This is a genomic window from Sphingopyxis sp. H050 (genome assembly GCF_001468265.1).
Lineage (GTDB): Bacteria > Pseudomonadota > Alphaproteobacteria > Sphingomonadales > Sphingomonadaceae > Sphingopyxis.
On the sequence record NZ_LNRZ01000005.1, the window covers coordinates 50,075 to 63,664 of the forward strand.

Genomic DNA, 13,590 nt, shown 5'->3' on the forward strand with positions numbered 1-13,590 from the left:
CCCGAAGGGGGATTATCCCCATCCTGCCGCAGACCGGACCCCCGGATGTGGCAATTTTCATATCACTCCAAAGCAACAGGAAAATTGTCATGACCGCGAAATATCCGTCCATCCGCCGCCGCGTGGCGGCGTCTGCGCTTACCCTTTCTTTGCTGCTCGCGCTTGGCGCGAGCCCCGCTTTCGCCGCTGAAGTGACGGCCGAGGAAGCTGCCGTGGCGGCCGCCGATACCGGCGATCAGGCCGACGACGATGTGAGCCGCGGCGACGTCATCATCGTTACCGCGCGCCGTCGTCAGGAGACCGCGCAGGAAGTGCCGGTCGCGATCTCGGTGATCCGCGGCGATTCGATCGAGGCGACGGGCAATTTCAACGTCGTGAAGCTGCAACAGCTCGCCCCGACGCTGCAGGTCTATACCACCAACCCGCGCAACACGTCGGTGAACATTCGCGGCCTTGGCGTGCCGTATGGCCTGACCAGCGACGGATTCGAGCAGGGCGTCGGCATCTATGTCGACGACGTCTATAATTCGCGCGTCGCCGCCGCGACCTTCGACTTCCTTGATGTCGACCAGGTCGAGGTGCTGCGCGGACCGCAAGGGACGCTGTACGGCAAGAACACCACCGCGGGCGCGATCAACATCACGACCAACCAGCCGACCTTCGATTTCGAGGGCCGCGCCGAGGTGACTGTCGGCAACCTCAATTTCAAGCAGGCCAAGGCTGCGGTCTCTGGCCCGCTGTCCGAAACCATCGCCGCCCGCATCGCGGTTGCCGCGACCAGCCGTCGCGGCACATTGTTCAATGTGCGAACCGACCGCTGGATCAACGAGCAGGACAATCTTGGCCTCCGCGGCCAATTGCTGTTCAAGCCGAACGACGACCTGTCGATCACGCTGTCGGGCGACTATAGCAAGCAGGACCCCGAATGCTGCGGCACCGCCTTCGTCCGCGTCGGCACGACGCAGCGGGCTCTGACCCGCCAGTATGACGCCATTATCGCGCGTCTGCAGGCGGCAAACCCGAATTATAACTATATTGTGCCGAGCCGGAACGTGTACGACCGGCTGACCGACATCGATGCCAGCCTCAACGCCGGCAACAAGATCGGCGGCGTGTCGCTGCGCGTGAAATGGGATGTCGGCCCGGGCACCTTCACATCGATCACCGCCTGGCGCTTCTGGGACTGGAAGCCGGAGAACGACCGCGACTTCACCGGCGCCTCGGTCGTCGCCAAGTCGCAGAACCCGTCGCAGCAGGACCAGTATAGCCAGGAATTCCGCTACAATTACGAGGGCGACAAGATCGACTTCGTCGCGGGCGTGTTCGCCTTCAGACAGCGGATCGACACGCAGGGCACCGAGCAGCAGGGCATCGACGCGACGCGGTACAGCCTGGCGCCGTCGACCGACCCGAACAACGTCTATAACCGGCCCGAGGTGCTGGCTGGTTTGACCGCGAACAACACGCAGTTCCTGAAAGCCGACAGCGCCGCCTTCTATGGCCAGCTCAGCTACAAGCTGACGCCCGAGCTGACGATCCAGCCCGGCATCCGCATCAACTATGACAAGAAGGAAGGCTTTTATCAGCGCGTCGTGACCACGGGCGCTGGGCAAGTCATCGCAAGCTGCAGCACCGCGGCGCAGCAGGGCAACGCTGTGCTCACGGCGCAGTGCGGCGTCTATCAGCCGCAGCTCACACAGCCGTCGGTCAGCGACTGGAACTTCAGCTACGACCTGAACGTCAACTACAAGATTACGCCCGATATCCTGGCCTATGCGACCTATGCCAAGAGCTTCAAGACCGTTGGCATCAATCAGAACGGCCTGCCGCTCGACACCAACAACCAGCCGGTGCTTAGCGCCAGCACGGTGAAGCCCGAGTCGGTCAATCATTACGAGATCGGGCTCAAGACGCAGTTCCTGGGCCGTTTGGCGACCCTGAACCTCACCGCGTTCCGCACCGAGATCAAGAATTTCCAGGCGACGGTGAACGGCGGCCAGTTCGGCACGGTGCGCGGCTATCTGGCCAATGCGGAGAAGGTGGTTTCGCAAGGCATCGAAGCGGACTTCAAGATTCGCGCCAGCGACCGCTTCACGGCCTATGCCAACGGCGCCTACACCGATGCCAAGTACAAGAGTTTCACCAACGCGCCGTGCCCGCCGGAACTGTCGGGCGGCACGTTCGTAACCGGCAATCAGACGCCCAGTGCGCCGGGTGTTCCCGGCCTGAGCCCGCGCCAGTGCGACATTTCGGGCCAGCGCCTGCCCGGCGTTTCGAAGTGGGCCTTCTCCTACGGCGCCGAAGCCAATGCTCCGGTCACGCTGCTGGCGAAGGAAGGCCAGGTCTATTTCGGGGTGGACGGCAATTACCGCTCGCACTGGAATTCGAACGCTTCGCCGTCGATCTACACCGACGTGAAGGGCTATGCGCTGACCAACTTCCGCGTCGGCTTCCGCGGCGACGGCCTCGACGTCTTCGCCTGGGTGCGCAACGCCTTCGACGTCAATTATATCGAGACGCTGCAGGTTGCGCCGGGGAACGTCGGCCTGATCGCTGGCCAGCCCGGCGATCCGCAGACTTGGGGCGGGACGATCAAGGTCAGCTTCTGATCCTCCCCCTCCAGCCAAAAAAAGGGGCCGCTCCCGCGAGGGGGCGGCCCTTTTTCATGCAGCCTTGATCAGCGCTGCTGCGGATTCTTGTTGCGGTCCTGGTCCGAGCGCTGACCGTCTTGCTGGCGGTCGTTGCCACCCTGCTGCTGCTGCTGGCGGCGCTGGTCTTCGTCGCGATCGGCCTGGGGATTTTTCTCGTTCTGCTGGTTGGGGGTGTTGGCCACGTTCCATCTCCTATTTGCCGCACCATGCCATCATGTCGCGGCATATCATCAACCCTTGCCGGATCAGGATGTTGCGCGTCATCGCTGGAGCGTGGTGTGGGTGCGGCCAGCGGCTCACCGCTCCCCCAGCGCTTCGCATCGTTGATCGCTTCATTCGATGACTGAATTCAGCTTATTCGTTTAGGTCGATTGTATGGCGCGGCGTAACCTGCCCCGTCAGAACGAAAGGATGACGCCATCGACTCGACGCCTGCCCGCGCCGACCGTGCCTCGCGGCCCCTTCGCCGCCGCAGCGTCACGCGCCCGTCATCCTGCCGCATCACGATCGCCCAACATCCAAAAAGAGGAGAGACTGCATGAACGACCAGACCCCCATCCAGGGCGGCTGCCCGGTCCATCAGCCCGGCGGCGTCCGCGCCCTGCTAGGCCGCACCAACCGCGATTGGTGGCCCGACATGCTGGCGACCGAGATCCTGACGCCCAATGGTTCGTCGAACCCGCTCGGCGATGATTTCGACTATGCCGCGGCGTTCAAGTCGCTCGACTATCAGGCGCTGAAGAATGATCTGACCGCGCTGATGACCGACAGCCAGCCCTGGTGGCCGGCCGATTATGGTCATTATGGCCCCTTCTTCATCCGCATGGCGTGGCACGCCGCGGGCACCTATCGCACCGCCGACGGCCGCGGCGGCGCCAACAGCGGGCAACAGCGTTTCGCGCCGCTGGACAGCTGGCCCGACAACGGCAACCTCGACAAGGCCCGCCGCCTGCTGTGGCCGATCAAGCAGAAATATGGCAACAAGATCAGCTGGGCCGACCTGTTCATCCTGACCGGCAACGTCGCGATCGAAAGCATGGGCGGGCCGGTGTTCGGCTTCGGCGGCGGCCGCGCCGACGTGTTCGAGCCCGAGCGCGACATCTATTGGGGCAGCGAGGACAAGTGGGTCAATGAAGGCGTGCAGACTCGCATCGACCCCGACAACGGATTCGACGCGATCGAAGGGCCGCTGGCCGCGATCCAGATGGGCCTGATCTACGTCAATCCGGAAGGGCCGGGCGGCAATCCCGATCCCTTGCTGTCGGCGCGCGACATCAAGGAAACCTTCCACCGCATGGCGATGAACCATGAGGAAACCGTCGCGCTGACCGCGGGCGGCCACACCTTTGGCAAGGCGCATGGCAATGGGGACGCCTCGCTGCTGGGTGCGGCGCCGTCGGGCGGCGATCTGGCGGCGCAGGGCTTCGGCTGGGTCAGCAGCCACGAGAGCGGCGGCATCGGCGAGCATGCCGTGACCAGCGGCATCGAAGGGGCGTGGGTCAACACGCCCACGGAATGGTCGGAGAATTATTTCCGCCTGCTGCTCGACTATGACTATGAGCTGGTCCGCTCGCCGGCGGGTGCGCAGCAGTGGCAGCCGATCAACCAGAAGCCGGAGGATATGGCCCCGGCCGCGTGGGATCCGTCCATCAAGGTTCCGACGATGATGACGACCGCCGACATGGCGCTGAAGGTCGATCCGGAATTCCGCAAGATCAGCGAGAAGTTCCGCAATGACCATGAGGCGTTCAAGGACGCCTTCGCGCGCGCCTGGTTCAAGCTGTGCCACCGCGATATGGGACCGAAGATCCGCTACCTCGGCCCCGAGGTTCCCGCCGAGGACCTGATCTGGCAGGACCCGGTTCCCGCCGGCACCATTCCGTCGGACGCCGAAGTGGCGGCGGTGAAGGACAAGATCGCCGCGAGCGGACTGACCGTCAGCGAGCTGATCAAGACCGCCTGGGCGTCGGCGAGCACCTTCCGCAAGTCCGACTTCCGCGGCGGCGCCAATGGCGCGCGCGTCCGCCTGGCGCCGCAGAAGGACTGGGAGGTCAACGAACCCGCGCTGCTGGCCAAGGTGCTGAACACGCTCGAAGGGCTGCGCGGCAATCTGTCGATTGCCGACACGATCGTGCTGGGCGGCGTCGTCGGGCTGGAAAAGGCGATCAAGGACGCGGGCTTCAACGTCCCCGTCCCGTTCACCGGCGGCCGCGGCGATGCGACCGCGGAACAGACCGACGCCGAAAGCTTCGAGGTGATGGAGCCCGAGGCCGACGCTTTCCGCAACTATGTCGGCAAGAAGAAGTTGGCGGTGAAGGTCGAGGAAATGATGCTCGACCGCGCCTCGCTGCTCGGTCTGTCGCTGCCTGAAATGACGGTGCTGATCGGCGGCTTGCGCGTTCTCGGCGCCAATCATGGCGAGCGCGGGCACGGCCATTTCACCAAGCGGTCGGGCCAGCTGACCAACGACTTCTTCGTCAACCTCTATGACATGACCAATGTCTGGAAGGCCGAAGGCGACGGCGATGACGAATTTATCGCCACCGACCGCAAGGACGGCGGCGAGAAGTGGCGGGCGACGCGCGCCGACCTGATCTTTGGCTCGAACGCGGAACTGCGCGCCGTCGGCGAAGTCTATGCGCAGTCCGACAGCGGCGAGAAGTTCGTCAAGGACTTCGTCAAGGCCTGGACCAAGGTGATGAACGCCGACCGTTTCGACCTCGCCTGATCCGGCGCCCCGGTCCCGCATCATGCCGCGGGACCGGCGGCGGCCAATGGACGACGGGTCGCGACCCGCCCCCGGGGACATGGGCCCGGGGGCGGGTCTTCTTTTTGCGGCTTAAAGCGACAAAAGATACGCATGTGCGCGGTCATTCTGTCTCCTTTGTCGCTTTAAGGGGGCTCTCGTCGCGTAGGACGGCGCCATGTCGGGCCCGCCGCTGACGTCGACCGCACCGCCTTTCAGGACGCGAACGATGGTGACGCCGTTGAGTGCACGATCCATCGCGATACTGAACTGATGGGCGCGGCCCATGGAAATCGCGCGATCCCAGACCGTGGCGAAGCGGGCCGCAACACGCCGTTCGCGCAGGCGATAGGCTGAGGCGCGGCGCGTGCCGGCGAGGTGCGGAGCGGGTGGGGGTCTGTGTTCCATCGACCAGTATGAAGCATGGCCGGATAATGTAGGAAAGGATTATTCCGACGTCTGCTTTGGGGTGGGGAGTTGCCCATCAATTCTCGTCATGCTGAACTTGTTTCAGCATCCATGGTCTGAGCTCGAATGAAATGCCGCGCCGAAGGAAACGGCAGACCATGGATCCTGAAACAAGTTCAGGATGACGAAGCTATAAATGTCGTGTTCCGGTCGAAACCGCTCACCTCTCTTTTCCGTTCGTGTCGAGCGCAGTCGAGACACCCATCGACCTCGCGCCACGCCGAGGGGCATCTCGACTTCCGGCGCCGCCGGAAGTTTATCCTGAGCGCCTGCCAAGGCAGTCGAAGGGCTCGATGCGAACGGTGGTAGGTTAGGCAGCTTCCGGTCGTCAGCGGCCAATCCCATATTTCGCCGGGCTAATGCGCGTCGGTCGGTGCGGGGCCGCCGATTGGGGGTGGCTTGCAGAAGGGGACCATGATCAGCGCCGCGACGAACAGGTAGGACATCAGGCGGAAGACGTCGTCGAAGGCGAGCGTCAGCGCTTCGCGCCCTACGATCCGGCCGAGCGTGCCTTCGGCCATTTGCTGCGCGAGGACGGGATCGGTGACATAGCGGCCGAAGCTCTGCGCGAGCCCCGCGGCCGCCTCGTTCGCGGCGTCGGCCGAGCGGCCGAGCGCTTCGGAGAGGCGCAGCATGTGCAGCCGCATATTGTCGCCGAGCCAGGTGTTGACGAGCGCGATGCCGATCGCGCCGCCGAGATTGCGCATCAGGTTGAACAGGCCCGAGGCGTAGCGGAGTTCGGGCCCCTCGAAATTGCCGAGCGCGAGCCCGACCGAGGGAACGATGCACAGCATGATCGCAAAGCTGCGCACGACCTGCGGCCAGAAGAGCGCGGCGAAGCCCCATTCGGGGGTCATGAAACTGAACATCCAGAGGCCGACCGCGAACAGGCTGAGCCCGACGGTGATGACGAACCGCGGATCGACGCGCTGCGACAGCGCGGCGGCGATCGGGACGCCCATCAGCTGCGCGATGCCGGCGATGAAGACGGTCGTCCCGATCTCCGACGCGTTGTAGCCCTGCACGCGGCCGAGGTAGATCGGGATGAGATAGGTGCTCGAATAAAGGCCGAAGCCGATCACGAGATTGAAAACGCAGGCGAAGGCAAAGGTGGGGACGCGGAAGGGCGAGAGCTTGACGATTGGCCCGTCGGAGCGGAACGAGCGTTCGAGAAACAGGCCGAACGCCACGAACGACAGCCAGGCCGCGATCGCGATCGACGGTTCGCTGAACCATTCATGCTTCGGCCCTTCCTCGAGCACATATTCGAGGCCCGCGAGGAACACCGCCATCGACCCCAGATGCACCCAGTCGATGCGGTGGAGCATAGGCAGATTCGGCCGGTCAACGCGGACGAGCGCGAGGATCATCAGCGTGACCATCGCGCCCGGGGCGACGTTGATGAAAAAGACCCAGCGCCAGCCGAGCGCGTCGGTGATCCAGCCGCCGACCGTCGGACCCAGCGTGGGCGCCAGCACCGACACCATGCCGAGGATCGCGGGGATCATCGCGCGCTGCTTGCCCTGGAACAGCATATAGCCGGTCGCGAAGACGGTCGGGATCATCGCGCCGCCGACGAAGCCCTGGATCGCGCGGAACAGGATCATCGCTTCGATATTCCACGCAAAGCCGCACGCAATGCTCGCGAGCGTGAAGAGCGCCGCTGAGCCGGCGAACAGCCAGCGCGTCGAGAGCGCCTGGGCGAGAAAGGCGGAGAAGGGGATCATCACCAGTTCCGCCATCAGATAGGCGGTCTGGACCCAGCTGATCTCGTCGGGGCCGGCGCTGAGTCCCGCCTGCACCTCGTTCAAGGACGCCGCGACGATCTGGATGTCGATCAACGCCATGAACTGGCCGAACGCCATCACCGCAAAAATCAGATATTTTCGCGCGTTGGGCATCGCCGCCGGGTCGAACGGCGTGTCGTCGCCTTTTGGGGCGGCTGCGGGGTTCTGTCCGGCGGAGAGCGGGATGGAGGCCATCGGTCTTGTGTCCTGTCGTCTTTATATTATATGGATCATATAAAAGGAGACGACAAGTGCGCTATGCAAGTGGCCACAAGGCCGAGACCCGCGAGCGGGTGCTGAAAGAGGCGGCGAAGGAAATCCGCGCCAAGGGGCCGGACAATGTCGCGGTCGCGGGGATCATGGCGCGCGCCGGGCTGACGCATGGCGGCTTCTACGCCCACTTCCCTTCCAAGGATGTGTTGGTGAAGGAAGCGATCGGGACGATGTTCGTCGATGCGCGCAAGCGTACCGAACGCATCGATGCCAGCGGCGATCCGCGCGCGGTGCTGCGCGCCTATGTCGATTTCTATCTGTCGCCCGCGCACCGCGACAGCCGCGATCGCGGTTGTCCGCTGCCGACGCTGTCGGGCGATTTCGCGCGGTCTAAACCCGATACGCGCGAACGGTTCGGCAAGGGCGTTGTCGGAATCGCGGGCCGCCTTGCCGCGGCGCTCAGCCGGCTGGGCTATGCCGAGGGCGAGGCGCATGCCCTGCTGGCGCAGCTCGTCGGCGCGGTCGCGCTGGCGCGGGCGGTCGGCGATGCCGAACTGTCCGACCAATTGCTCGCCCACACGCATGCCAGCATCGTCGCGCGCTATGGACTGGAGACCGCCCAATGACGCTCGCGAAGGTGCAGGGGCTTATCGCGCAGGGCGGGCGTCCGCCCATCGGGCACACGCTGGGGTTCGCGCTTGTCGATGCCGGCGAGGGCTGGGCGGCGTTCGAAGGGGTGCCGGGGCCCGAGCATTATAATCCGATGGGGATCGTTCACGGCGGCTATGCCGCGACCTTGCTCGATTCGGCCTGCGGCATATCGGTCGTCACCAAGCTGGCCGACGACCAGGCGATGACGACGCTGGAACTCAAGACGTCGTACCTGAAGGCGATGACCGAAAAGACCGGCAAGGTGCGTGCCGAGGGCCGCGTCATCTCGATCGGGCGCCGCGTCGCCTATGTCGAGGCGAAACTGACCGACGAAGCCGGACGCCTGTACGCCACCGCAACCTCGACCCTGCTGGTGATCCAGCAATGAACGCGCAGACCGCCATCGCCGCCGATGCATCGGCCGACACGCCCGCACCCCGCCGCTTCGCCTTGCCACGAAAGGCGTGGAAGGTCGGGCTGATCGCGCTCATCATTGCCGCCATCGGCATCTGGTGGCTGACCGCGCCCGCGACCGCGGAATCGACCGACAACGCCTATCTGCAGGCCGATTCCAGCGAGGTCGCGCCGCGGGTCGGCGGGCTCGTCACCGCGGTGCTGGTGCAGGACAATCAGGTCGTGAAGGCGGGCGATCCGCTGGTGCGGATCGATGTGCGCGATTACGAGACGCGCGTCGCGGCGGCCGAGGCCGCCGTCGCCGATGCCGATGCGCAGGTCGCGACCGCGCGCGCCACCCTGGCGTCGCTTGGCGCCGAACAAAAGCTCGCGGCGGCGCATGTCCGTTCGGTGACGACGCAGATCGCGGCCGCCGACGCCGAATATGCGCGCGCCGCCGCCGACCGGAAGCGCTATGACGCGCTGCTCGTCGACGGCTTCGTGCCGCGGCGCGATGCCGAGCAGGTGTCGGCGGCGGCGGTGAGCGCCCAGTCGGCGGCGCAGCGCTCGCGCGCCGACCTCGGCGCCAGCCTGGAAGAAGCGGCGGTGACGCGGGCGCGGGGGCCGATCCTGGCGGCGCAGGTGCAGGCGGCCGAAGCGGCGGCGGCGAAGGCCCGCGCCGCGCTCGCGCTGGCGAAGCTCGATCGCGGCCATACGCTGGTCACGGCGCCGATCGACGGCGTCGTCGGCAATCGCCGCATTCAAGTGGGCGACTATGTCCAGCCGGGCTCGCGCCTGCTGACCGTCGTGCCGGTCAAGTCGATCTATGTGACCGCCAATTTCAAGGAAACGCAGACGCGCGGGATGCGGCCTGGTCAGAAGGCCGAGGTCTATGTCGATGCGCTGGGAAAGACGCTGACCGGCACGGTCGAAAGCCTCGCGCCCGGATCGGGGAGTGAGTTCACGCTGCTGCCCTTTGAGCCCGGGTCGGGCAATTTCACCAAGATCGTTCAGCGCGTTGGGGTGCGGATTCGGCTTGACCCCGGCCAGGCGGCGCTGGCGCAGCTCAGACCCGGACTGTCGGTGACGGCGAAGGTGCGGCTGCGCTGAGAATGTCGCCCCAGCGAAAGCTGGGGCCGCCCGCATCGGCTATCTCGATAGCGATCCCAGCTTTCGCTGGGATGACGTTGGGGGCTTATTCCGCGTCGAGCCCGTATGCCGTATGCAGCACGCGCACCGCGAGTTCGGTCTCGTCCTCGTCGATCAGCACGCTGACCTTGATCTCGCTGGTCGAGATCGCCTGGATGTTGATGCCGCGGTCGGCGAGCGCGCGGAACATCGTGCTGGCGACGCCGGCATGGCTTTTCATGCCGACGCCGACGACGCTGATCTTCGCGACCTTGTCGTCGCTGATGATGCGGTTGAAACCGATCTTGTCCTTCGCGCCTTCGAGCAGGTCGATCGAGCGCAGCAGGTCGGTGCCGGGGACGGTGAAGGTGACGTCGGTCTCGCCCTTGTCGCGGCCGACATTCTGGATGATCATGTCGACGTTGATCCCCGCCGCGGCGAGCGGGCCGAAGATGTTCGCGACGGCGCCCGGCTTGTCGGGGACGCGGGTGATGATGATCTTCGCTTCATTCTTGTCGTGGGCGATGCCGGTGATCAGCTGCCGTTCCATCTGATGTTCCTCTATTTCCTCGTCGCTGACGATCATCGTGCCTTTTTTGGGAGCCTCGTCGCCCTCGACGAAGCTGGACAGCACCTGCACGCGCACCCCCATCTTCATCGCCAGCCCGACCGAGCGGGTCTGGAGCACCTTGGCGCCGACGCTCGCGAGTTCGAGCATTTCTTCATAGGTGACGAAATCGAGCTTGCGCGCGCGCGCGACGATGCGCGGGTCGGTGGTGTAGACGCCGTCGACGTCGGTGTAGATGTCGCAGCGGTCGGCCTTCACCGCGGCTGCCACCGCGACCGCGCTGGTGTCCGACCCGCCGCGTCCGAGCGTCGAGACGCGGCCGTCGTCCATCATGCCCTGGAACCCCGGGATCACCGCGACCTCGCCGCGTGCCATCGCGGCGGTCAGCGCGCCGGTGTCGATGTCGATGATGCGGGCGCGGGCATGCGCCTCCTCGGTGCGGATCGGGAGCTGCCAGCCGAGCCAACTGCGCGCGGGAACGCCCATCGCCTGAAGGGTGAGTGCGAGCAGGCCCGACGTGACCTGTTCGCCGCTCGCGACGACGACGTCATATTCGGCGGGGTCGTAGCGGGGGTTGGCCTCGCGGCAGAAATTGACGAGGCGGTCGGTCTCGCCCGCCATCGCCGAGACGACGACCGCGACCTCGTTGCCTTGTCCCACTTCGCGTGCGACGAGCTTCGCCACGGTGCGAATCCGCTCGGTGCCCGCCATCGACGTGCCCCCGAATTTCATCACGATCCGCGCCATCTCGCCCCGCTTTCCTGAACTGGTTTCGGCCGCAACTTTTCCAAGCATTTTCGCGGCGCCCGCGTCGTTACGGAAGGGGGAGGGCGATGGCAAGGCCGGCTTGGCATGCGCCGGATAGAATTTCTTGCGCCAAGGATGGCGCGGTGCCACATCGAGCGGCATGAGCCCCGCGACGATCAATCCGAACGAAGCCGCCCATTTCGGGGCGCTCGCCGCCGACTGGTGGGACCCGCGCGGCTCGTCGGCGATGCTACACAAGCTGAACCCGGTGCGCCTCGCCTATATCCGCCAGCAGATCGATGCGCATTGGCATATAGACACGCGCGAGCGCCGTCCGCTCGCCGGACGCAGCGCGATCGACGTCGGGTGCGGCGCCGGGCTGCTTGCCGAACCGCTGGCACGCCTGGGCGCCAAGGTGACGGGCGTCGATGCAGCGCCCGAGAATATCGCCGCGGCGCGCGAGCATGCGACGGGGCAGGGGCTGGCGATCGACTATCATGCGGGCGAACTGGCGGCTTTGCCCGCCGCGAGCTTCGATCTCGTCACCTCGATGGAGGTGGTCGAACATGTCGCCGATCCCGCGGCCTTCATCGCCGAACTCGCGGCGCGGTTGGCCCCCGGCGGGTTGATGATCCTGTCGACCCCGAACCGCACCGCGCTGTCGAAGCTGCTCCTCGTCGAAGCCGCCGAGCGGATCGGTGCGGTGCCGCGCGGCACGCATGACTGGGACCAGTTTCTGAAGCCCGGGGAGCTGACGGAGCTGATGGAAGGCGCAGGCCTGCAGGTCATCGACCGCACCGGCCTGTCGCCGTCGCCCGCCAAGGGCTTCAAATTGGGCGGCAGCGAGGCGCTCAACTATCTGGTCGCGGCGCGGCACGCGGGATGAACCGCGACGCGCGCGTCGATGATTATATCGCGAAGCGCCAGCCCTTCGCGCGGCCGATCCTGAAGCATCTCCGCGACCTCGTCCACGCGCATGCGCCGGGCTGCGAAGAGACGCTGAAATGGGGCGTGCCGCATTTCGTGCTGAACGGGCAGAATCTGGCGGGCATGGCGGCATTCAAGGGCCATGCGACCTTCGGTTTCTGGCGCGACGAGGAGGTCACGGGCTCCCCGCGCGACAGCGGTGCGATGGGCAGCATGGGACGCCTCGCGACGCTCGCCGACCTGCCGCCCGACGAGCAGATGGCGGCGTGGATCGCGAAGGCGGCGGTGCTCTGCGCCGGAGGCAAGCCGAAGCGGCCGAAGGCGGAGCCGAAGCCCGCGCTCGACCTGCCCGCGGACCTCGGCGCGGCACTGAAAGCCAACGGCGCAGCGCAAGGCCATTGGGATGGCTTCTCGCCGGGCAAGCGCCGCGACTATATCGAATGGGTGCTCGAAGCGAAGCGCGACGAGACCCGCGCCAAACGCATCGAAACCATCGTCGCGCAGGTCGCCGAGGGCAAGGACCGCAACTGGAAATACAAGCGCTGCTGAGCCGCACCCGCGGCGCGGCGGCCCCGAACCGACCTCAGATCGACTGGCCGGTCTTCGCCCAGTCGGCGAGGAAGCCCTCGATGCCCTTTTCGGTCAGGATATGCTTGAACAGCCCCTTGATGACCGACGGCGGCGCGGTCATCACGTCGGCGCCGATCTTGGCGGCTTCGAGCACATGGATGCCGTGGCGCACGCTCGCGACGAGGATCTCGGTCTCATAGGCGTAATTGTCGTAGATCAGCCGGATATCGGCGATCAGCTGCATGCCGTCGAAGCCATTGTCGTCGTGGCGGCCAACGAAGGGCGAGACGAAGGTCGCGCCGGCCTTGGCCGCGAGCAGCGCCTGCGCAGCCGAGAAGCAGAGCGTCACATTGACCATCGTGCCGTCGCTGGTCAGCGCCTTGCAGGTCTTCAGCCCGTCGATCGTCAGCGGCACCTTGATGCAGACATTGTCGGCGATCTTGCGGAGGATCTCGGCCTCCTTCATCATCGTCGCATGGTCGAGCGCGACGACTTCGGCCGAGACCGGGCCGTCGGTGAGCGCGCAGATTTCCTTGGTCACTTCCTTGAAGTCGCGGCCCGATTTCGCGATCAGCGAGGGGTTGGTCGTCACCCCGTCGAGCAGGCCGGTCGCGGCGAGTTCCTGGATGTCGGCGATTTCGGCGGTGTCGGCGAAGAATTTCATGGAACGGGCTTTCCTGTGGGCAGGTGATTCGAGGGCTGCTGCTCCCCTAGAGCAACGCGCACGAAATATGAACCGTC

General features: G+C 65.6%; 12 protein-coding genes. 7 read left to right on the top strand and 5 right to left on the bottom strand.

Translation table 11 applies throughout. From position 1 onward, the window contains the following. The first annotated feature begins 89 nt into the window (after positions 1 to 89). Positions 90 to 2,609 carry a TonB-dependent receptor gene (locus ATE67_RS11385; protein WP_058816806.1) on the top strand — a complete coding sequence of 840 codons (2,520 nt, stop codon included), beginning with the start codon at positions 90 to 92 and terminating at the stop codon, positions 2,607 to 2,609. Positions 2,610 to 2,677: 68 nt separating this feature from the next. On the opposite strand, the gene ATE67_RS21700 is transcribed toward ATE67_RS11385, so the two are convergent. Further along, positions 2,678 to 2,833: a hypothetical protein gene (locus ATE67_RS21700; protein WP_197411932.1), complete on the bottom strand. Its 156-nt coding sequence runs from the start codon at positions 2,831 to 2,833 to the stop codon at positions 2,678 to 2,680. A gap of 356 nt (positions 2,834 to 3,189) precedes the next feature. Between ATE67_RS21700 and katG the strand changes: the two genes are divergently transcribed. After that, a complete protein-coding gene (gene katG / locus ATE67_RS11390) occupies positions 3,190 to 5,379 on the top strand; it encodes a catalase/peroxidase HPI (RefSeq protein WP_058816807.1) in 2,190 nt (729 codons plus the stop codon). Between the two features lie 111 nt (positions 5,380 to 5,490). Here katG and ATE67_RS21405 read toward each other — a convergent pair whose 3' ends face one another. Both ATE67_RS21405 and ATE67_RS11400 read right to left on the bottom strand, forming a co-directional pair. Next, positions 5,491 to 5,805, bottom strand: a complete 315-nt coding sequence (locus tag ATE67_RS21405) for a hypothetical protein (protein ID WP_156416994.1) — start codon at positions 5,803 to 5,805, stop codon at positions 5,491 to 5,493. 416 nt (positions 5,806 to 6,221) lie between these two features. Further along, positions 6,222 to 7,847, bottom strand: coding sequence for a DHA2 family efflux MFS transporter permease subunit (locus ATE67_RS11400; RefSeq protein ID WP_197411933.1), 1,626 nt, complete (start codon positions 7,845 to 7,847; stop codon positions 6,222 to 6,224). Positions 7,848 to 7,903: 56 nt separating this feature from the next. Between ATE67_RS11400 and ATE67_RS11405 the strand changes: the two genes are divergently transcribed. From ATE67_RS11405 to ATE67_RS11415, 3 genes are read left to right on the top strand one after another with little or no spacing between them, the layout of a single operon-like run. Continuing rightward, on the top strand, positions 7,904 to 8,491 hold the full coding sequence (locus ATE67_RS11405; RefSeq protein WP_058816809.1) for a TetR/AcrR family transcriptional regulator: 588 nt from the start codon (positions 7,904 to 7,906) through the stop codon (positions 8,489 to 8,491). Then, positions 8,488 to 8,904: a PaaI family thioesterase gene (locus ATE67_RS11410; RefSeq protein WP_058816810.1), complete on the top strand. Its 417-nt coding sequence runs from the start codon at positions 8,488 to 8,490 to the stop codon at positions 8,902 to 8,904. Before ATE67_RS11405 ends, ATE67_RS11410 begins: the two co-directional genes overlap by 4 nt. After that, positions 8,901 to 10,019, top strand: coding sequence for an HlyD family secretion protein (locus tag ATE67_RS11415; protein WP_058816811.1), 1,119 nt, complete (start codon positions 8,901 to 8,903; stop codon positions 10,017 to 10,019). Before ATE67_RS11410 ends, ATE67_RS11415 begins: the two co-directional genes overlap by 4 nt. An 85-nt stretch (positions 10,020 to 10,104) precedes the next feature. Here ATE67_RS11415 and ATE67_RS11420 read toward each other — a convergent pair whose 3' ends face one another. After that, positions 10,105 to 11,352 (bottom strand): aspartate kinase, encoded by a 1,248-nt coding sequence (locus ATE67_RS11420; protein ID WP_058817069.1) that lies wholly within the window; start codon positions 11,350 to 11,352, stop codon positions 10,105 to 10,107. 160 nt (positions 11,353 to 11,512) lie between these two features. Between ATE67_RS11420 and ubiG the strand changes: the two genes are divergently transcribed. Together ubiG and ATE67_RS11430 are read left to right on the top strand one after the other, a co-directional pair. After that, complete coding sequence (gene ubiG, locus ATE67_RS11425; protein ID WP_058816812.1) at positions 11,513 to 12,238, top strand: bifunctional 2-polyprenyl-6-hydroxyphenol methylase/3-demethylubiquinol 3-O-methyltransferase UbiG; 726 nt, start codon at positions 11,513 to 11,515, stop codon at positions 12,236 to 12,238. After that, positions 12,235 to 12,828, top strand: a complete 594-nt coding sequence (locus ATE67_RS11430; RefSeq protein ID WP_058816813.1) for a YdeI/OmpD-associated family protein — start codon at positions 12,235 to 12,237, stop codon at positions 12,826 to 12,828. Before ubiG ends, ATE67_RS11430 begins: the two co-directional genes overlap by 4 nt. 34 nt (positions 12,829 to 12,862) lie before the next feature. On the opposite strand, the gene fsa is transcribed toward ATE67_RS11430, so the two are convergent. Continuing rightward, the gene (fsa, locus tag ATE67_RS11435; RefSeq protein ID WP_058816814.1) at positions 12,863 to 13,513 is read right to left on the bottom strand and encodes a fructose-6-phosphate aldolase; all 651 of its coding nucleotides are present in this window, start codon (positions 13,511 to 13,513) and stop codon (positions 12,863 to 12,865) included. Positions 13,514 to 13,590: the final 77 nt, after the last annotated feature.